This window comes from Desulforhopalus glucosivorans (assembly GCF_054397165.1).
In genome coordinates, this window is record NZ_AP044854.1 from 1,973,365 (window position 1) to 1,992,986 (window position 19,622).

Genomic DNA, 19,622 nt, shown 5'->3' on the forward strand with positions numbered 1-19,622 from the left:
TTAAAATGGCCGAAGATGACGTTCAACAAGAACAGAAAAGCGAAAAATGTCCTGAGTGCCGTGCTGGAGCCCCTGCATGGATGGTGACGTATTCTGATCTCGTCACCCTTCTACTGACATTCTTTGTTCTCCTACTATCCATGGCGAACATGGACCCTGTACGCTTTACCGAAGCATCAAGCTCACTAAAAGATGCCTTCGGTATGCACAACGAGCCTGCTCGTGTTGACTTTGCTATACCAGTACTACCTTCACCACCAATCACGCCCTATTCTCCAATACAGGAACAAACAACTCAGAAAGTCTATGAGAAAATCAAATCTCAAATTGACTCACGGCGACTTGATAATAATGTCGGTGTTATCAAAAACGATGATGAATCCATAATACTTCGAATCAACGATTCTGTACTTTTCAACAGAGGAAGTGCCAAAATTGCTCCGAAAGCATACTCAATCCTACGAACCGTAGCTGATATTATCCGTCCCCTGCCAATGGACCTTCGGATTGAAGGACATACAGATGATATTCCTGTCTCTGACTCTGCGTACAGTAATTGGGATCTTTCCGTTGACAGGTCAGTTGGTGTAATGAGGTTTTTCACCAATAGTGATCTCCTTCCTCTAGACCGTATGTCCGCAATAGGTTACGGAAAAGACAGACCTGTAGTTCCCAATAGAGACGAATTAAGTCGCAGTAAAAATAGAAGGGTTGATTTTTTACTTAAACTTCAAAGTAATAAGAGCAAGACTCAACTTGCATCTCCCACAACTTCAGTCCCATTATAGAAGACGAAGCACCTTAAGAAATTCAATAGAAAAAGGCGAGATAGATGGCAGAAAAGACAGAAGATAATGCCGCTGAAGGCGGTAGCAAAAAGAAACTCTTTATCATTATTGGTATTGTTGTTCTGCTCCTTCTCATTGGTGGAGGTGTCGCCGGTTGGTTTTTCTTAAAACCTGAACCTCCACCCCCCGAGGAGTTGGACCCAGGCCTACAGGTGCCGGTACCTAACCTCAGCCAAACAACTGAGATAGGCCCCATGGTCAATATTGACGAGTTTGTCGTTAACATTATCAGTGGCGATAGTCCTCATTATGTCAAAGCATCACTTACCGTCGAACTGAGCAACGAAGCTGTGCAACCCGAAGTTGAGCAGAGAATGCCCCAGGTTCGGGATGCAATTCTCCTACTTATTGGTAACAAGACATATGAGGAGCTCCAGGACTTACAAGGAAAAAGGCAGCTCAAAGCTGAACTTACCAGTAAGCTGAACTCTTTTTTACAAACGGGTAAAGTTCGAGCTATTTACTTCACAAATTTTGTTGTTCAATAAGGTGATTTAAATTCCATGGAAGCGATTCTAAATAAACTGGAAATTGCAGCTCTGCTCAAAGCTATTCGTGACGGCCAGGTGTCCCTTGATGTCGATGGTAACCAGGATGACTTCTTAGCGTGCACCCCTGTTAACCTGTTCCACCTCGCACGGCCGGATAAAGGACAGTTCCGCATTCCTAATTTTGATATTATTCTTGACGCTTTTTGCAGGCAGTATGCCACCTCCCTTACTAACCTTCTACAGAAAACCTTTTCTATCACTCGAATAGGCCTGGAGACCTTTGAATTCCAGAAATTTATGGCTGACAAGAGCCCGCCGGGAGCCATAGGAATTCTTGATCTTCCCCCGCTCAAACAAGGCGCCCTGATAATTTACGACCCTAAGCTTTCTTTCTCGATGCTCGAGATCATGCTTGGAGCCTCAGCTGATATTGAAACCATACAGCTTGAACGACAACTTACGACTATTGAGCTTAACATATTAAGAACTCCAATGGATGATGCCTGCATTGATATTGACAAAGCATTCGCTCAGCTTTTCGATATCAAAACACATCTGATAAAACTTGAGAACAATCCCCGCCTCGTATCCATTGTTGAGCCGGAGGGTGAGGTCATAGTTGGAACACTACTCGTTAAAGCTGGCCAATATTCAGGTGAAATCCATCTTGTTTTCCCATTTAACACACTGGAACCACTCCGAGAGCTACTCAAAGAACTATTAAGTATTTCTACACAGACAAAAAGCTCATGGCATGAAATCATAGAAGAACAGGTTCAGGATATGCCAGTGACTGTCATAGCACAATCTGGAACCATTGACCTCACAGTGGAAAAAGTACTCAACCTGGAAGTTGGGGATGTCATAGCACTCGACTACGACCCTAATGCCCCTGTTCAGGTAATGGTTGAAAATAGTCCGAAATACTATGCCATCCCGGGAACACATAATGGTAAAAAAGCCATTAGTCTCGCAGGCTCATATTGATCAAGGAAATTGTATGGAAACCCCAGCAGATAACAGTAGACCAGATCCTGAAGAAATTAAAGAACTCTTAAAAGAAGACACGCCTTCTCCTTCCGGGGAAAAGTCACTCAAGAGTACAGGCAAGCGGAATCTTGATTTTTTGTATGACATTCCCTTAAATATTTCCGTTGAGATTGGCAGGAGTAAGATTAAACTCAAAGACCTTCTTAAAATGGGGGAAGGGTACGTCCTAGAGCTTGATAAGCTCGCCGGAGAACCCCTGGATCTTTATGTAAACTCAAAACTTATTGCAAAAGGTGAAGCTGTCATGGTGGGTGATAAATTTGGAATCAGACTCACAGATGTTGTCAGTACGGCTGATAGACTGGAAAATCTTGGATAAGCTCAAGGTGATGAGAATACCAATAGCCATTTTAGCTATACTATGTATCGCTTGTCCCGCTATACTTGCGGAAACAACGGCACCCCAGCCGATAGCAGTAGCAGGCAATGATATGCTTGCCAACTCATTTCGCGTAGTGTGGGGCCTACTTATTGTCCTTGGTATCATATTGATATTATATGGCCTACTGCGAAAGCGTTTTTCACTGTTGTCATCTCTTCCAGACAAGGAGATTAAAATTGTTGAAATTAAGCCTCTCATGGGGAAAAAAGCTCTTTGTCTGGTTGAGGTACGGGGTAAAGAATATCTTCTTGGTCTCACTGATTCTCATATTTCAAACATCGCCACACTTCCAGGAAAAAATGTAACTAGTTTTTCTGATACTCTTAAGCAAGAATCAGGTAGTGAAGATGAATAAACGATCTCGTCAAACACCTGTAAAAATAGCACTTTTTCTCTTTGTGTTCTGCACACTATTCTACTGGTCATCCACCTCTGAAGCTGTTGGTCTTCCTACGGTTACCTTTGGCGTTGAGGATGCTGAGAATCCGCAGCAGGTGTCCAGTGCACTGCAAGTGCTTTTTGTTCTCACCATTCTATCAGTTTCTCCTGCAATTCTGCTTATGACCACTTGTTTTACCAGAATAGTTATTGTCTTGGGATTTGTCAGGCAGGCAATGGGAACCCAGAACATGCCTCCAACTCAGGTGATACTTGGGCTGTCACTCTTCCTCTCTTTTTTCATAATGTCCCCTACCCTCAACACCATTAACGAAGAGGCTCTTCAGCCATATATTAATGAACAGATAGACCAGAGTGAGGCATTAACTAAGGCTATAAAACCTATGCGCGACTTTATGTTCAGCCAGGTAAGAGAAGGTGAACTCTCTCTTCTTACAGAAATAACCCTGGCAGATGAGCCAGAAACCCAGGAAGAGGTGCCAACTATGACCCTCATCCCGGCCTTTATGCTCTCTGAACTCAAACGAGCTTTTCAGATGGGATTTATGATCTATATCCCTTTTTTGGTGATTGACATGATCGTTGCATCAATACTGATGTCAATGGGTATGATGATGCTTCCACCGGTTATCATTTCGATGCCTTTTAAATTATTGCTCTTTGTACTCGTTGATGGCTGGAGCCTCGTTGTGGGATCACTTGTCAAAAGCTTTGGAGTATAGTCGCTATGACATCTGCTCATTTGAACAACATAGAACGTTTGATATGTTGATCCCCCCAAGATCTAACCTATATAATAGTGGTGATCTGTTTATATTTTGCCTGAATGTAAAGAACAGAGTGCTCTTCTCAAATGAGGTGAACAATGACTCCTGAAATTGCCATAGACATCTGCAGGAAGGCGATACAAACGATCCTCATGTGCGCTGCACCAATGCTGATAGTTGCCCTTCTCGTTGGTCTTCTTATTTCGATCTTCCAGGCCGCAACTCAAATAAATGAACAAACGATGACATTTGTACCAAAAATCGTTGCAGTATTCATCACCCTGCTGATCTTTGGTTCTTGGGTTATCAACACTCTCACGATTTTTACAGTTGGCTTATTTGATTTAATGGCAACGTTATAGATTTGTTGTGGATACTCTCCTTCCCATCGAACAGTTTCAAGCTTTTCTCATAGTTATGAGCCGAGTTGCAGGCTTTGTCGGAGCGGTACCTGTTTTTTCTTCTGCCCAGACCCCGAACCAGATAAAGACAGGTCTTGCCGTGATGCTTTCACTACTGATGTTTCCCATTATGGAGCCGCAGATTGGCCCCATATCCCTGGAACCGATCACCTTTGGTCTACTCATCGTCTCCGAAGTATTACTTGGTTTACTCCTGGGCCTTGTGGCCCGTCTCATTTTCACCGCAGTTGAGTTCGGAGCAACGGTCATAGGCTTTCAGATGGGGTTTGCAGCTGCCAATGTGTTCGATCCACAAAACCAGAGGCAGGTTGCGCTCATCTCCCAGTTTCAAAATGTATTCTCAATTCTAATTTTTCTGGCTATAAATGGACATTATCTTTTTTTGCAAACGGCCGTACGTTCATATGAACTTCTCCCTCCCGGAAAATTAAATTTAGCAGGAGATGCTATTCCTTACCTTATGGAGCTCTCCTCTCATATGTTTGCTCTTGGAGTGCAATTCAGTGCTCCAGTACTTACCGTACTCCTACTCTCAGGTCTCATTCTTGGTATCCTGGCAAGAGTATTCCCCCAACTCAATGTATTTCTCATTTCTTTTCCAATTAATATAGGAACTGCATTTATTGTCATTGCTTTGACACTTCCTTTAGTTTCTATGCTGTTAAGACGAGAATTTGACTCTCTTGTGGAAAGATTCTCCACCCTTCTTAATTACCTGTCCATATAAATTCATTTCCCCCCGGCTCTATAATTGCATGAAACGCTATAGTTGTATTCACTATATTGTCAGTAATTCTTAATTAGTCTCAACAGTCGTCATTACGGAATAATTCATGGCAGAAGAAAGCGGTTCCGGTGGGGAAAAAACTGAAGATCCGTCAGCAAAACGAAGAGATGACTTCAGAAAAAAAGGACAAGTAGTACAGAGTAAAGAAGTTCAGACTGCTGCCCTCTTTACCGTTGTACTCCTGTTCTGGATCTTCTATCTACCTAATTTTTGGGATAAGATTACCACATTGCTTTTTTCTTTATGGCAATCTAGCGGACAATTTGAGGTTACTCCTGCCTCTACAATGAATTTAGCCTACTTTCTTCTTCAACAGCTCGCCATTCTCATGGCTCCACTTTTTGGCCTTGTTTTTATTGTTGCTATTTTTTCAAGTATTTTCCAATTCGGCTGGTTACTCACCGGCAAGCCTTTAACTCCTGATTTTTCAAAAATGAATCCCATAAGCGGTATGGCAAGATTCTTTTCCAAAAAATCACTGCTTGAAGTTGTTAAATCCGTGCTCAAAGTGATTCTTATCGGTTATTTGGGCTATTCCACTGTACTGAACAACTTTCAGGAAGCCCTTATTTTAGTAGATGTCAGCGTTGTGGCTGCAATCAGTTTTCTCGGTAGAATTGCTCTCATTATATTTGCAAAAATTTGCGCCATTCTCATTTTTCTAGCCTTTATTGACTATCTATTTCTCAAGTGGGAGATGGAAGAAAAGATGAAGATGACCAAACAAGAAGTAAAAGAGGAGTTCAAACAAAGCGAGGGTGACCCCCACGTCAAAGCTCAAATACGGCAAATCCAACAGGAAATGGCCAGGAAAAGAATGATGGCAGATGTACCAAAGGCAGATGTCGTTGTAACCAACCCCACCCATATCTCAGTTGCTATCCAATACGACTCCGACAACATGGATGCGCCTATAATCATTGCAAAAGGTGCAGATTTGATAGCAATGCGAATCAGAGAAATCGCAAGAGAAGCAGAGATCCCCATTATTGAGAACCCTCCTGTGGCTCGGTTATTGCATTCTCTTGAGATAGGAGAACATATACCCGAGGACCTCTTTAAAGCAGTTGCTGAAATCCTCGCCCACGTTTACTCGTTGAAGGGAAATTAATTCCAATGGAAATGACCAGTATATTAGCCAACCTTAGTCCTCTTCGGCTTAAACAGATCTTAGGCCGCAGTGATGTTGTCGCAGCCCTTGGACTGGTCTCTATCCTGATGATCATGATCATCCCTCTTCCTTCAATTATTCTTGACCTTTTTTTATCAACCAATATCACTATCGCACTGCTGATTCTTATAATTAGTCTCTATACCGTTAAAGCCACTGATTTTTCAATTTTCCCATCTATACTTCTGACAACCACGCTATTTCGCCTTGCACTCAATGTTGCCTCAACCCGTCTCATTCTGCTCCATGGAGATGAGGGACCAGCAGCTGCTGGCTCTGTAATTCAGTCCTTTGGTCAATTTGTTGTCGGTGGAAACTATGTCGTTGGTATCGTCATTTTTGCAATTCTTGTACTCATTAACTTCATGGTTATCACCAAGGGTGCTGGTCGTGTCGCTGAAGTTGCAGCACGTTTTACCCTCGATGCAATGCCAGGAAAGCAGATGGCGATTGATGCCGACCTAAACGCTGGTCTTATTGATGAGAATGAAGCGAGGAAAAGACGAGAAGACATTGCCAAAGAGTCCAGCTTTCATGGTGCTATGGACGGTGCATCAAAGTTTGTTAAGGGTGACGCGATTGCAGGTATTATTATTACTCTTATCAACATTGGTGCGGGATTTATCATAGGTGTAGTTCAAAAAGGCATGCCCATGGCAGAGGCGGCTGCCAATTACACAATACTAACCGTAGGTGACGGTCTGGTAGGTCAGATACCAGCACTAATTATTTCCACTGCTGCAGGTCTTCTTGTCACCCGCTCCACCGGAGATAAGGATTTTGGTTCAGATTTAAAAACGCAGTTTTCAAATAACGCCATAGCCCTGTGGGTCGTGTCTGGAATCTTAGTTGTTTTTGCCTTAATACCTGGGCTGCCTTTCTTTCCTTTTCTTATATTATCCTTTTCTTTAGGGTTTCTAGCTTATCAAATTGATCAATCCAAAAAGGTACAAGAACAGGTCATAGAAGAGGCCCCGCCAGAACTTCCAGCACGGCAGGAAGAAAATTACGAAGAAATGCTTCATGTGGACCTCCTCCAACTCGAAGTGGGCTATGGACTTATTCCTTTTGTGGACGCCGCTCAAGATGGTGAATTACTCAATAGAATTCAGTCTATCAGAAAGCAGTTCGCTCTCAACAATGGGTTTATTGTGCCTCCTGTACACATAAGAGATAATCTGCAACTTACTCCAAATCAGTACTGTTTTTCTTTAAAAGGAGTAAAGGTTGCCGAGTCTGAAATACTCCCTGGTCATTTTATGGCTATGGACCCGGGCATGGTTACAGAGAAGATCTCCGGTGTGCCAACAACTGAGCCAGCCTTTGGATTACCTGCAATATGGATATCCTCCGACAAAAAAGACCGAGCGCAAATTGCAGGCTACACTGTTGTGGATTGTACCACTGTGATGGCAACCCACATCAGTGAAGTTATAAAACAACACTCCCATGAACTTATCGGCAGACAAGAGGTTCAGGGACTCCTTGATAATCTGGCTAACAACTATCCAAAACTTGTTGAAGAGCTTGTTCCAACAATTCTTTCACTTGGAACTATCATGCGGGTTTTACAAAACCTCTTGAAAGAAGCGGTTTCGATTCGTGATCTTCGTACAATTCTCGAAACCATGGCAGACTGGGCCCCTTCTACCCAGGATACAGACATACTAACTGAGTATGTACGCCATTCGTTATCCAGGACAATAAGTAATGACCTTGCCGTAGATGGTGTGATTCCGGTCATAACCCTGTCAAAACAAGTTGAAGATACTGTTCAGAAAGCCATTCAACATAAAGAACAGGGCAGCTATCTGGCAATCGATCCCAACAATGCACAACAAATCTTAGACAGTGTTGGAGAAGCTATTCCTCTTTTTGATGGCGGGAGCAGACCTACTATCCTTGCTGCCCCACAAATCAGGCCATATCTCAGAAGCCTGACTGAGCGATATTACCCTGCAGTAAACGTAATTTCACATAATGAGATTACACCTAATCTAAAAGTTAGATCAATTGGAACGGTGAACCTGGATGCAAGTTAGAATTTTTCAATCTGCAGACATGGCCTCTGGCCTGAAAATGATAAAACAGGAACTAGGCCCCGATGCGCTCATCCTGTCGACCAAAACAATTAGAAATGGAAAGCTCGGTTTGCTCAGTAAACCGATGCTTGAGATCACAGCTGCCATTGACACTGAATATCCAGCCTCTAACAGTCAACAGGTAAGCCCAGCAACAGCACCAGCCTCCCAAATCGAGAACTACGAAAAAAAACCTGAAAAAACCGACAACAGAAGCTTTAACCATATTGTAAATGATCCGGTAGAACAATTTCTAAATCAACCGTTAAATCAAACTTTTAATCAAGCAACGAATAGTGAACAGGAAGCTTTCAGAGAATTCCCCTCTGAAGAAGTCAACGAGGCTTTACCAGCACCCCCTGCATTATCGCCTTCAACCCCTGATACAGAGCCAGTTGCCTTTAGAGAATCGTCCGGTCTTGAAGGTGAGGTCAATGAGCTTAAAAATCTTGTTAAAGCTCTCGCTGGACAAATTACTGAACTGAACCAAAAAGAAAAAGATCCTGTTCAGGCTACAGCTTACGAAAACCCAGAAAAAAATGAGAAGATACTCAAACGCCACAATGTGCCACGTGTAACAGCCCAGGAAGTTCATGGAGACCATCTCCTATCTCTTCTTATATCAAGAGGGATCAATGTTGAAACCGCCAGGAGCATTGCTGGATTTATGCGTGAGTCCCTTACAGAACAAGAGCTCTGTGATCCATCACTTGTCACAGAAACTATAATAAAGACTTTGCAAAACTTAATAGAGGTAAATGCTCCAAAGTTTTCAGATACCAGTGTACAGCGGCGGATAGCTCTTATAGGGCCTACAGGCGTTGGTAAGACAACCACCCTTGCTAAAATTGCAGCGTCCTATTTAAAACAACACTCTAAGTCCATCGCTCTTATCACCATTGACACCTACAGAATTGCGGCCGTGGAACAGTTAAAGGTGTATGGCGAAATCATGCATTTACCTGTGGACGTGGTCATTACTCCGGAACAACTCACACAGGCCCTCATACGACATCAGGACAAAGAGCTTATTCTTATTGATACAGCGGGCAGGAGCCCAAGAGACAGTTTCTGTATTGATGAGCTTGCCTCATTTCTCGCCCCTGAACACAATATAGAAAAACATCTTGTTCTTTCTGCCACAACGCGAGAAAATGAATTAGTTGAAACTATAAATCAGTTCTCAAAACTGGAAGTAGCCAATACAATTTTTACAAAAATCGATGAATGTCTTAGCCTTGGCGTCCTTCTTAATACGCAATTACACAATTCAAACCCTATCTCATATATCACTAACGGGCAGAGGGTTCCAGAAGACCTACTTGAAATAACGCCCATAAAAATAGCTGAACTGATCATGTCTCAAGACCAAGGATCCATGCATGAGTAATCCATCACAGCCAGCAAATGACCAGGCACATACACTGAGAGGACTTAGCTCAATTGATATAAGCCCGGCCTCAACGAATAGTACACAGACAACCAATGTCTATTCTATTACCAGTGGCAAGGGAGGCGTTGGCAAAACTGCCGTTGTGGCCAATCTGGCCTACAATCTCGCATCCATGGGAAAGCGGGTACTTATTCTTGATGCTGACTTAGGTCTTGCAAATATCGATGTTGTTTTTGGATTGTCTCCGCAATACAACCTCAACCACTTCTTTTCCGGTGAATACGAACTTCAGGACATCATGGTCGAGGGCCCCCACGGAATACAGATACTACCTGCCGGTTCCGGTGTGCAAAATTTCATTAAACTTGATGCACAGCAAAAAATGCGATTGCTTGACGGCCTTGATGCAATGCATAACCATTTTGACTTTGTTCTTATTGATACAGAAGCTGGAATTTCCGAAAACGTGACTTACTTTAATACTGCAGCCCAGGAGATTTTAGTGGTTACAACTCCTGAGCCCACGGCTATTACAGATGCATATGCCTTAATGAAGTTGCTCTCCACCCAGTACCATGAGAAAAAGTTCAACCTTGTTGTAAACCAGATACGTAATGAAGATGATGCCCTTGATGTGTACCGCAAACTCACCATGGTAGCCAATAGATACTTGGATATCTCCATAGATTACCTGGGCTCAATCCCTGAAGATAGACAAATGATTGACTCTATCAGAAAACAAAGGGTTATCAGTGAGATTTTTCCATCATCTAAAATAACACAATCATTCCACGAACTCGCAGCCAGAATAAGTTCAGAACCTTCACAGTCGAGCCCCAAGGGAAACCTACAGTTTTTTTGGAAGAAACTGCTCAACATGCGAGGATAAGCGCCTTGATGCTTACCCTAAAATTGATCTCAACATACACTCTGGATTCCTTGTCTTTATTAAATTTTTCTGGAGTAAGGTACGAATAGATGCTTTACGATCAACGCCCCCAAACAGATGATATTGCCCAAACGATAAAGGATCACCTCTACCTTGTCGATATTCTCGTTGGAAGAATGGTCACCCAGGTTCCTGCCTTCATGAACAGCGATGATATGAAAAGTGCAGGGATGCTCGGTCTGTTTGATGCAGCAAAACGATTCGACGCATCTAAAAACATTAAGTTTAAAACCTTTGCCGAATATAGGATTCGAGGGGCCATCCTTGATGAGATGCGAAAGCTTGATTGGTTTTCACGCTCCCTTCGTGACAAACAAAACCGTGTGGGCAAAACCATAGTAAGCCTGGAACTCAAGCTTGGCAGGGACCCGGAAGAGCATGAAGTAGCCCAGGCAATGGACTTGTCACTTGCAGACTACCAATCACTTCTTGCTGAAGTCAGTCACCTCGGTTGCGTCAGCCTTAATGAAACACTCGACTCTACACAAGAAGGTCGTTCATTTCTTGACTCAATATCCGATAATAGACGAGACAGTCTTCCTGGATCACGTATAGAAGATCATCAGCTCACCCAAAAAATAGCAACAGTTCTCGAACAACTCTCCGAAAAAGAACGCCTCGTTATTGCATTGTATTACTACGAAGAACTCACACAAAAAGAAATAGCAGAGGTATTAGAACTCTCTGAAGGAAGAGTATCGCAACTCCATAGTCAGGCCCTTATTAAATTAAAAAGTAAACTGGCATCGCACTTGTATTAGAAATATCAAGATTACAATTTGAGGAATAATACATATGCAAATCACACTGAGTCACATGATGTATCTATCAACAGGAATAATAGGGCTTATATTGTTAGCCAAATGTGTCCTTGTAAAAAAAGAGAACATTCTCCTCTCCGAGCAGTTAACGCAGGCGACCATCAGTCTTGAGAGTAACAGAAAAAAGCTGTCTGACCTGCAAAGAAGACATGAGGAAATCACAGCGTTCCAAAAATCAATTCGAGAAGCGGAACTCACAACAAGTCTTCAAAAACCTCGTCTTTACGCAGCGCATGATGAGTCAAGATATTCAAATAACAAAAACGTTCCTGAAAAGTATTCATACATCCGTTCTCTCACCGAAAAAGGGATGTCTGTAAAAGAAATTGCAACTGTCTTATCAATTTCGCCCCACGAGGCAAACCAACTTGTAACACTCACCATGATCAGCCCCGCATCATAAGTTTAGAAGGGACTTTTCATTTAAGAATTACTTGTAACATCCGATAAGTAATTAACCCCGGTAAATAAAATAAATGCCGGCTGAGCATCCTAAACAATAGTTACAAGGTGCTCTATTTCACACATTACTCTTAGCGAGATAACAAATGGTCTCAGGAAAATACAGCGCTCTCTCAGGGGCTATAGCTCGGGAACAAACCATAGCCAATGTAAGCAACAATCTGGCAAACGTTAACACCAGTGGCTTTAAAAAATCAGCTGTAAGCTTTGAATCAATACTACGAGGCGAGAAACAAGCGACGCAGGCCAAAGGTATTAACTACAGCAGAGTGAGAGAAAACTTCTCAGACTTTTCACCTGGAGCTATCAGGCAAACAGATGATCCTCTGGATATTGTGATCCATGGAGAAGGATTTTTGAAAGTCCAGGGACCAGATCAGATTCTCTATACTAAACGAGGCGATCTCAACATTGATAGTGATGGTGTCCTTACCACGAGTAACGGCCTCCCCGTCCTTGATGATGCAGGGGGAGAAATAATCATCCCCGACACAGAATCATCTGCTGTCGCATTTAGTGATTCCGGAACTATTTACACCCTTGGCGAACAGGGGGAGCGAACCGAAGTCGGCCAGCTTGGACTTGTTACTTTTGATGATCCATCTCTACTCAAAAAACAATCAGACACAACCTTTTCACTTGCCGGGGGAGCTCAGGAAGTTCCTGACGGAGATTCAAGAATATTGCAGGGAAGCCTTGAATTATCCAACGTTAATATGACGGCAGAAATGGCAAAAATGATCGATAGCTACAGGACATTTGAAACCTATCACAAGGTTCTAAAAAGCTATTCAACAATAGGCGAACAACAAACAGAACTTGGCTCGCTAGGCTAAGGTCTTTTTGACAACTTTTCTTAAGGATACACCCTATGATCCGCTCATTATGGACAGGCACCACGGGAATGCACGCGCAGCAACTCAGTATCGATGTTATTTCCAATAATCTGGCTAACGTCAGCACCACAGGCTTTAAAAAAAGTAAGGCTGATTTTCAAGACCTGCTCTATCAGGCAATGAAAGTGCCGGGGAGTCAGACTTCCTCAGATACCGAATCACCCACAGGTATTCAGGTCGGACTTGGTGTTAAACCAGCCGCTGTTTCCAAGATTTTTACCCAGGGAGACCTCATTCAAACAGAAAATGAACTCGATGTCGCCATTGAGGGAAACGGATTCCTCCAGGTTGAACTCCCCAACGGTAATACATCATACACCAGATCTGGAGCAATGAAGCTCGATGGTAATGGCCGTCTTACCAACTCAGATGGATATCAAATTCTTCCAGCTATCACCATTCCCGATGGAGCAACCCAGATTAACATTGGCCAGACAGGGATTGTGAGCGCCCTAATCGGTGACGACACTGAGCCAACTGAACTTGGAACCTTACAGCTCGCTACATTCACGAATAACTCAGGGCTGCTGGCAATTGGTCAAAACCTCTTTGAAGAATCAGCATCTTCCGGTGACGCCCAGGTAGGAACCCCTGGCGACGATGGTTATGGCACCCTGCTGCAAACCTACCTTGAGGGTTCTAATGTTAATATTGTTGAAGAATTAGCCAGCATGATAACAACCCAAAGGGCCTATGAAATTAACTCTAAATCAATTCAGACATCAGATGAAATGATGCAGACCACAAACAACCTTATATAATAGCTATGGTTAGATTACTCATCATACTTACGGTTCTCCTCATTGGGCAGCCGGTTTGCGCTTTTGACGTTACCTTTAAAAAGACGGCAACAGTCGATGATGCAATTGTCAAACTTGGTGATGTAGCAACCATCGACAGCGTAGATGAACTGGCAAGTGCCCTTCTAACCATCCCTGTGGCCAATTCCCCTGCTCCCGGCGACAAAGCCTATTTACGTTCGCGCAAAATACAAAAATACCTGAGCACAAGCCAGTCTCTACCTGAAAATATAGAATGGCAAGGTTCATCAACTGTAGAAGTTGTAAGAAACGGGATAACAATTGATTCGAAAAGAATGCTGGACTTTATTTCAGATTACCTGCGTTCCCAAAAAGACAGCCTTCCAATTGCCGTTATCAGATTCCTACCAACCTCTCACCCTCTCCCTTTTACCCTGCCTACAGGGCAACTCACCTGTGATGTCATTCCCTCAAATCCTGGGATTTTGAGCAGCTCCAGATTTTCACTTATCTTCAGGGTTGACGGTAGAGTGGTCAAAAACATGTCCATTAAGGGAAAGGTCGAAGCAAGAGCCAACATTATAACTGCTGCTATCCCCGTTAAAAAAGGCACAATACTCTCTGACAGGCATCTTCAACAAACTGTTATGGATATCAGCGAGATTAAAGATCCCGGGTTTTCAATTGATGAATTTATCGGAAAAAAAATCAAAAGAAGCCTTCGAGCCGGAAGTCCGATTAATGTTTCCATAGTTGAAAGTTTACCTATTGTTTTTAAGGGGCAAAAGGTCAAAATCGTTGTTCAATCGGGGCCTATGCTCCTCACCGCTACAGGGCTTGCTCATACTGATGGAAAGAAAAATGAATTTATCAGGGTGCAAAATTTAAATTCCAGCAAGGTTGTATTTGGTCGTGTTACCGGTCCTGGTGTTGTGGAGGTACTTTTATAAAATGAAGAAAACCATATTACTATTATTCAGCGCTCTACTGCTCACCAGCTGTGCTGTAAAAGATCAGAGTCCTATCGTTATTCAGGAGCCGTTAGAAGAAATATACGACACCAAGGATATTCAAAAAGAATCCGGATCGCTTTGGAATCCGAATAACGGGTCCATGTTCACAGATAGAAAAGCACAACGGGTTGGCGATATAGTTACGGTCTTAATCTCTGAAACTGCCAGTGCATCTAAAGAAGCCTCAACAAGCACATCCCGGGACACCAGTATGTCTGCCTCAATACCCAATTTCTTTGGTCTGGAGAATGATGATGTCTGGAACGGTTACAACCCTGTGGATCTCTCAAATCTTGTTAATGCAGAGTTCAGCAACGGTTTCGATGGCAACGGCACAACCAGTCGTACTGAAGATCTCTCGGCATCTTTAACGACCCAGGTTGTAGGACTATACCCCAATGGACAACTCAAAATTCGAGGGGGCAAAGAGGTTATGGTGAACAACGAAGTTCAGATTATCTATCTCACGGGCATCATCAGGCCTGTTGATATAACAGCCGCAAATACAGTGAGTTCAACCAAAATTCTTAATGCCAGAATCAGCTATACCGGTAAGGGGGCAATCAGTGATAAGCAGAGTCCTGGCTGGGCAATGCGTATACTCGACAACGTCTGGCCTTTTTAAGGCTGTAGAATGTATCAATACCACCTAACACCTATAGATATACCTATGAAAACAAGAAGCCTGCTTAGCATATGTTTATTAACTTTTATTTTTGCCTGCCAAAGTGCCTCGGCTGCAAGAATAAAAGATATTGCCCAGATCCATGGGGTTCGTGACAATCAGCTGAGTGGTTACGGTATTGTTACTGGATTAAATGGAACTGGTGATGACATGACTAAATCTGTCTTCACTCTGCAAGCCATCTACAACATGATGACTCGCCATGGGATAACAATTGACCCGGATAACATAGATGACATTAAAATTGAAAACATAGCAGCAGTTATGGTGACAGGCACCCTTCCACCTTTTGCCAAGTCAGGTTCCAGAATGGATGTTCAGGTTTCTTCCATAGGTGATGCGGAGAGTTTAGCGGGTGGTACCCTGCTGATGACTCCTCTCCTCGGGCCTGACGGCAACATCTATTCAGTGGCCCAGGGTCCTATAACCATTGGTGCATTCTCCTATGGAGGAAAAGCTGCTCAGGTTCAACAGAATCATCCCACCGTTGGCCGTATTGCTGGTGGAGCTATTATTGAAAAATCCGTGGACATGGAAGTTGGCAAGGATGGTCAGCTACAATTTCAGTTAAGGGATGCCGACTTTACAACGGCTTCCAATCTTGCGGCTTCAGTGAATAAACGTTTTGGTAAAGGAACCGCCTATGCCGACAGCCCGGGCACTATTCAAGTAAGGGTTACCGAACCATACAAAGATAACATAGTGGATTTTGTCGCAGCCCTTGAAACTCTTGATGTCAGATCGGATACACCTGCTAAAATTGTGGTGAATGAACGAACAGGCACCATCGTTATGGGGAAAGATGTCCGGCTTTCAACCGTTGCAGTCTCCCACGGTAATCTGAGCCTTATCATCCGTGACGACTATAATGTCTCCCAACCAGCACCATTTGGTGAAGGTCAGACGGTGGTCACCCCTGAAACAACAATAGACGTCATTGAAGACGATGGAGAACTTGTTCTTCTTGACCTTGATGATGGTGTTTCAATTGGTGAAATCGCAAATGCACTTAACGCCATTGGAGCCACACCACGTGATCTCATCGCTATATTTCAGGCCATTAAGGCATCCGGTTCTCTTCAAGGCGAACTCGTTGTTCTATAATTACAGGTGATAGAATGGACTTTAAAATTGACCCCCGTATACATGCAAGCCATGCCACTAACCACATCCAAGATCGTAAAAGCCGTGATCTTGAATCCCTCAAAGAGTCCAGTAAGGAATTTGAAACAATGTTTGTCATGGAAATGTATAAGGCCATGAGACAGGCTATCCCTGAGGGTGGACTGTTTGAAAAGAGCAACGCCACTGAGATATTTCAGGATATGCTTGATCTTGAACTCGCAAGAGAATCCACCAAAGGCCAAGGTATGGGGATTGCCGAGGCAATGTACAAACAGATGGCCTCGCATATTGAAAATAAAAAATAGATGCACCCTCCCCTCCTTCAATAAATCACGTTTTTCCTAAACTAAACCTCTTCGGCCTCCGATAGTATATATAAGAGAAAAATGAATTCTTTCTAACTGAGCAAGGAAGCTCAGTGATTATCCCGCAGGGAGGCCAAGCATGATAGACAATACAAATAACAACACATCCTCAAAAATACTACTTCCAGGAAAGACTCAACATACTGAAAACATTTCTCATTCTTCCAGGAATACAGCTAACAGTGAGAATGGCCATCCAGCCAAAGATCAAGTGAATCTATCGTATAGTACAGAGTCTGTAACCACCTATCAATACGACATGTCGCTTGAACAAACAGCTGGCGACGGTCTCGACCTGTTACGTGGATTAGTATTAAATATTTTCAAAGAACAAGGTCTGGAATACACAATAGACACCCCTGAGGGACCAGTTGACCTTGAATCGATTAGTCCGGAAGAAGCACAGGAATTAGTTGCAGACGATGGTTATTTCGGGGTAGAAAAAACAGCAGAGAGAATTTTTCAGTTTGCAGTAGGTATTGCGGGGGGAGACGTGGATCGTCTTGAAGCTATCAAAGAAGGTGTTAATAGCGGATTCCAGGACGCCTTAGATGCCTTTGGCGGAGAGCTTCCTGATATCTCTTTCGAAACGTACGATGCTGTCATGAACAAATTAGACGAATGGGCTGGTATTTCAACAAGTCCTGAACCTTCAAGCTAGGTGAAGTCATGAGTGTGGAATTTTTTGGAGTCGGTGGCCCAGGTCAGATCGGCAATCTAAAAAAGAGTGATAAAACATCCTCTGAGAGCAAGTCGGTCTCCTCAGGAGAAGATACAGTTCAATTTTCCTCAATCTTACAAGAGGTAAATAAGGCCCAGGCAACAACGCCTAATACCGGTACAGAGCGAGCAGAAAAGCTGCAAGAACTCAAAGCACAAATTCAGGACGGCTCCTACGAGCCTGATCTGAACAAAGTTTCTTCTTCTTTATTACAATTTTTAGTCGAAGGTAGATAAAATGAATCCCAAGACAACACACGATTATCTCGTACTGTTACGTGATCTCATTCTACAGGAACGCAACTGCGCCATTAATCTCGATATTGACGGCATGACACGAGTCATCCAGAGCAAAGAAGAGATAGTCAAAATATTGGCCCATGTTAAAGATGTTGATGAAAGTGATAAACCCCTTACACAACAGATTCGAGATGAAAACAAGCGTAACGCCTTTTTGTTTAAATCGACTCTCAGCTGGATTAGACAGACCATGGAGTTTTTGGGCCAGAAAACTGTCACGTCAACCTATGGTGCACAGGCAAACAGTGTGGCATCTCAAGTAAACGGTCGTCTCATCTCAGGACAGGTGTAATATGGCTGGTCTCCTCAATTCTCTCAACGCTGCGCGAACTGCTCTTGAAGTAAATCAGAAATCCATTGAGATCATTGGTAACAACATCTCAAATGTGAACACTGAAGGTTACTCAAGGCAGCAGGCGGTAATGGAAACCTATCCGGCCATGAACTTTGGCGATTTTTTCGTCGGCCAAGGCGTTAAAATTTCTGATGTCGCCCGTGAGCATGATGTGTTTATTGAAAAAGAGATTCAGAACAAATCAGCAGAATATGGATATCAGGAATCGTTATCAAGACCACTATCGGAACTCGAGCAGGTCTTCCCTGTAACCAACGACAACCTTTCTTCAGACATTGATAATTTTTTTGACTCACTCCACGAACTATCCGCAAACCCCAGCGATCTGGTTCAACGCAACAACGTCATCCTCCAGGCAGGTGTACTCACCACCAGTTTTAACAATATCATGGATGACCTTGACTCCATCCAGAGCAACATAAACCAGACGATTGTCTCTGAGATCGATACCATCAATTCACAACTTCAGACGGTGGCCGATCTTAATGACCGTATTTATCAAATAGAAATTCAGGGACAGACCGCAAATAGCGCACGTGACGAAAGAGAAACTGTCATTAAAGCACTTGCGGCAACCCTCGGTGCCCAAACCTACCAGACAGAAAATGGTATGGTCTCAGTACAACTTCCAGGTGGCCTTCCACTGGTCGAGGGCAATATGGCGATGTCCATATCCACAGAAACCGATGGCTTAGACCTTACACTCCAGCTTCACGCCGGAGGGGTTACCAGGGAGCTCGGAGAAAACAGCCTTGGAGGTAAACTCAAAGGACTGGTGGAAATACGCGACACTTTTATTCCTGAACTTGAGGCTGACGTTGATCAAATAGCCTATGAAATGAGTAGTCAGGTAAATATTCAGCATATGGCAGGCGGAGCACTCGACTCCACCACTGGAAACTTATTTTTCTCCATACCACCAAATTATGTTGCATCCCCTCCGGGTCCTCCACCTACCGAAACTGAATACGCCGGCGCTGCCCGTGCCATGTCCGTTGCTATCACCGATCCCAAAAAAATAGCAGCAGGAGCAGCCCCGGATACTGGCGGGTCAATAGCAATCGGCGACAACAGCAACGCCCTTGCCTTGGCAAATATTGGCACTGACTATCTTGTTGACAACGTCGATAATTTTAATTCCCTTTATGGCCAAATTACCGCAAAAGTCGGTGTTGCCAGTAATCAGAACGCCCTATCCCTCTCCGGCTCTGAAGACGCGCTTCTGCAACTCGAAAATTTCAGGGATGGCTTAGTTGGTGTATCACTGGAAGAGGAAATGATCAGTCTGATCCAATTTCAACGAGGTTTTGAATCTTCTGCTAAGTTTCTGTCAACGATTGATGAAATGATGACCACAGTTATTAATATCAGGAGATAAT

General features: G+C 43.4%; 24 protein-coding genes. All 24 read left to right on the forward strand.

The window, feature by feature from the left end; all coding sequences use genetic code 11:
• The first annotated feature begins 5 nt into the window (after nt 1–5).
• The gene (locus ACX6CI_RS08410) at nt 6–788 is read left to right on the forward strand and encodes a flagellar motor protein MotB (protein ID WP_458777722.1); all 783 of its coding nucleotides are present in this window, start codon (nt 6–8) and stop codon (nt 786–788) included.
• 44 nt (nt 789–832) lie between these two features.
• Entirely contained in the window at nt 833–1,336 is a 504-nt protein-coding gene (locus ACX6CI_RS08415) for a flagellar basal body-associated FliL family protein (protein ID WP_458777723.1), read from the forward strand.
• A gap of 15 nt (nt 1,337–1,351) precedes the next feature.
• A complete protein-coding gene (locus tag ACX6CI_RS08420; RefSeq protein ID WP_458777724.1) occupies nt 1,352–2,326 on the forward strand; it encodes a flagellar motor switch protein FliM in 975 nt (324 codons plus the stop codon).
• A 13-nt stretch (nt 2,327–2,339) separates the two neighbouring features.
• Nucleotides 2,340–2,708 carry a flagellar motor switch protein FliN gene (fliN, locus tag ACX6CI_RS08425; protein ID WP_458777725.1) on the forward strand — a complete coding sequence of 123 codons (369 nt, stop codon included), beginning with the start codon at nt 2,340–2,342 and terminating at the stop codon, nt 2,706–2,708.
• Nucleotides 2,709–2,718: 10 nt separating this feature from the next.
• Nucleotides 2,719–3,126, forward strand: coding sequence for a flagellar biosynthetic protein FliO (gene fliO / locus ACX6CI_RS08430; protein WP_458777726.1), 408 nt, complete (start codon nt 2,719–2,721; stop codon nt 3,124–3,126).
• Complete coding sequence (gene fliP, locus ACX6CI_RS08435) at nt 3,119–3,892, forward strand: flagellar type III secretion system pore protein FliP (protein ID WP_458777727.1); 774 nt, start codon at nt 3,119–3,121, stop codon at nt 3,890–3,892. The genes fliO and fliP overlap by 8 nt, the downstream gene beginning before the upstream one ends.
• Nucleotides 3,893–4,035: 143 nt before the next feature.
• Nucleotides 4,036–4,299: a flagellar biosynthesis protein FliQ gene (gene fliQ, locus ACX6CI_RS08440; RefSeq protein WP_458777728.1), complete on the forward strand. Its 264-nt coding sequence runs from the start codon at nt 4,036–4,038 to the stop codon at nt 4,297–4,299.
• 7 nt (nt 4,300–4,306) lie between these two features.
• Complete coding sequence (gene fliR / locus ACX6CI_RS08445; protein ID WP_458777729.1) at nt 4,307–5,086, forward strand: flagellar biosynthetic protein FliR; 780 nt, start codon at nt 4,307–4,309, stop codon at nt 5,084–5,086.
• A gap of 106 nt (nt 5,087–5,192) precedes the next feature.
• The gene (flhB, locus tag ACX6CI_RS08450) at nt 5,193–6,257 is read left to right on the forward strand and encodes a flagellar biosynthesis protein FlhB (RefSeq protein ID WP_458777730.1); all 1,065 of its coding nucleotides are present in this window, start codon (nt 5,193–5,195) and stop codon (nt 6,255–6,257) included.
• Nucleotides 6,258–6,262: 5 nt separating this feature from the next.
• A complete protein-coding gene (flhA, locus tag ACX6CI_RS08455) occupies nt 6,263–8,359 on the forward strand; it encodes a flagellar biosynthesis protein FlhA (RefSeq protein ID WP_458777731.1) in 2,097 nt (698 codons plus the stop codon).
• Entirely contained in the window at nt 8,349–9,788 is a 1,440-nt protein-coding gene (flhF, locus tag ACX6CI_RS08460; protein WP_458777732.1) for a flagellar biosynthesis protein FlhF, read from the forward strand. Before flhA ends, flhF begins: the two co-directional genes overlap by 11 nt.
• Nucleotides 9,781–10,680 (forward strand): MinD/ParA family protein, encoded by a 900-nt coding sequence (locus ACX6CI_RS08465; protein ID WP_458777733.1) that lies wholly within the window; start codon nt 9,781–9,783, stop codon nt 10,678–10,680. The genes flhF and ACX6CI_RS08465 overlap by 8 nt, the downstream gene beginning before the upstream one ends.
• Nucleotides 10,681–10,769: 89 nt before the next feature.
• On the forward strand, nt 10,770–11,501 hold the full coding sequence (locus ACX6CI_RS08470; protein WP_458777734.1) for a FliA/WhiG family RNA polymerase sigma factor: 732 nt from the start codon (nt 10,770–10,772) through the stop codon (nt 11,499–11,501).
• 34 nt (nt 11,502–11,535) lie between these two features.
• Nucleotides 11,536–11,964 carry a hypothetical protein gene (locus tag ACX6CI_RS08475; RefSeq protein WP_458777735.1) on the forward strand — a complete coding sequence of 143 codons (429 nt, stop codon included), beginning with the start codon at nt 11,536–11,538 and terminating at the stop codon, nt 11,962–11,964.
• Nucleotides 11,965–12,109: 145 nt separating this feature from the next.
• Entirely contained in the window at nt 12,110–12,859 is a 750-nt protein-coding gene (flgF, locus tag ACX6CI_RS08480) for a flagellar basal-body rod protein FlgF (protein ID WP_458777736.1), read from the forward strand.
• 35 nt (nt 12,860–12,894) lie between these two features.
• Nucleotides 12,895–13,680, forward strand: coding sequence for a flagellar basal-body rod protein FlgG (gene flgG / locus ACX6CI_RS08485; protein ID WP_458777737.1), 786 nt, complete (start codon nt 12,895–12,897; stop codon nt 13,678–13,680).
• 5 nt (nt 13,681–13,685) lie between these two features.
• Nucleotides 13,686–14,630, forward strand: a complete 945-nt coding sequence (flgA, locus tag ACX6CI_RS08490; protein ID WP_458777738.1) for a flagellar basal body P-ring formation chaperone FlgA — start codon at nt 13,686–13,688, stop codon at nt 14,628–14,630.
• Between the two features lies 1 nt (nt 14,631).
• Nucleotides 14,632–15,318, forward strand: a complete 687-nt coding sequence (locus ACX6CI_RS08495; protein WP_458777739.1) for a flagellar basal body L-ring protein FlgH — start codon at nt 14,632–14,634, stop codon at nt 15,316–15,318.
• Between the two features lie 45 nt (nt 15,319–15,363).
• Nucleotides 15,364–16,482 (forward strand): flagellar basal body P-ring protein FlgI, encoded by a 1,119-nt coding sequence (locus ACX6CI_RS08500; protein WP_458777740.1) that lies wholly within the window; start codon nt 15,364–15,366, stop codon nt 16,480–16,482.
• 14 nt (nt 16,483–16,496) lie between these two features.
• On the forward strand, nt 16,497–16,808 hold the full coding sequence (locus ACX6CI_RS08505) for a rod-binding protein (RefSeq protein WP_458777741.1): 312 nt from the start codon (nt 16,497–16,499) through the stop codon (nt 16,806–16,808).
• Between the two features lie 139 nt (nt 16,809–16,947).
• Nucleotides 16,948–17,529: a hypothetical protein gene (locus ACX6CI_RS08510; RefSeq protein ID WP_458777742.1), complete on the forward strand. Its 582-nt coding sequence runs from the start codon at nt 16,948–16,950 to the stop codon at nt 17,527–17,529.
• An 8-nt stretch (nt 17,530–17,537) separates the two neighbouring features.
• The gene (flgM, locus tag ACX6CI_RS08515) at nt 17,538–17,825 is read left to right on the forward strand and encodes a flagellar biosynthesis anti-sigma factor FlgM (protein ID WP_458777743.1); all 288 of its coding nucleotides are present in this window, start codon (nt 17,538–17,540) and stop codon (nt 17,823–17,825) included.
• A gap of 1 nt (nt 17,826) precedes the next feature.
• On the forward strand, nt 17,827–18,180 hold the full coding sequence (locus ACX6CI_RS08520; protein WP_458777744.1) for a flagellar protein FlgN: 354 nt from the start codon (nt 17,827–17,829) through the stop codon (nt 18,178–18,180).
• A gap of 1 nt (nt 18,181) precedes the next feature.
• On the forward strand, nt 18,182–19,621 hold the full coding sequence (flgK, locus tag ACX6CI_RS08525) for a flagellar hook-associated protein FlgK (RefSeq protein WP_458777745.1): 1,440 nt from the start codon (nt 18,182–18,184) through the stop codon (nt 19,619–19,621).
• Nucleotide 19,622 lies beyond the last annotated feature (1 nt).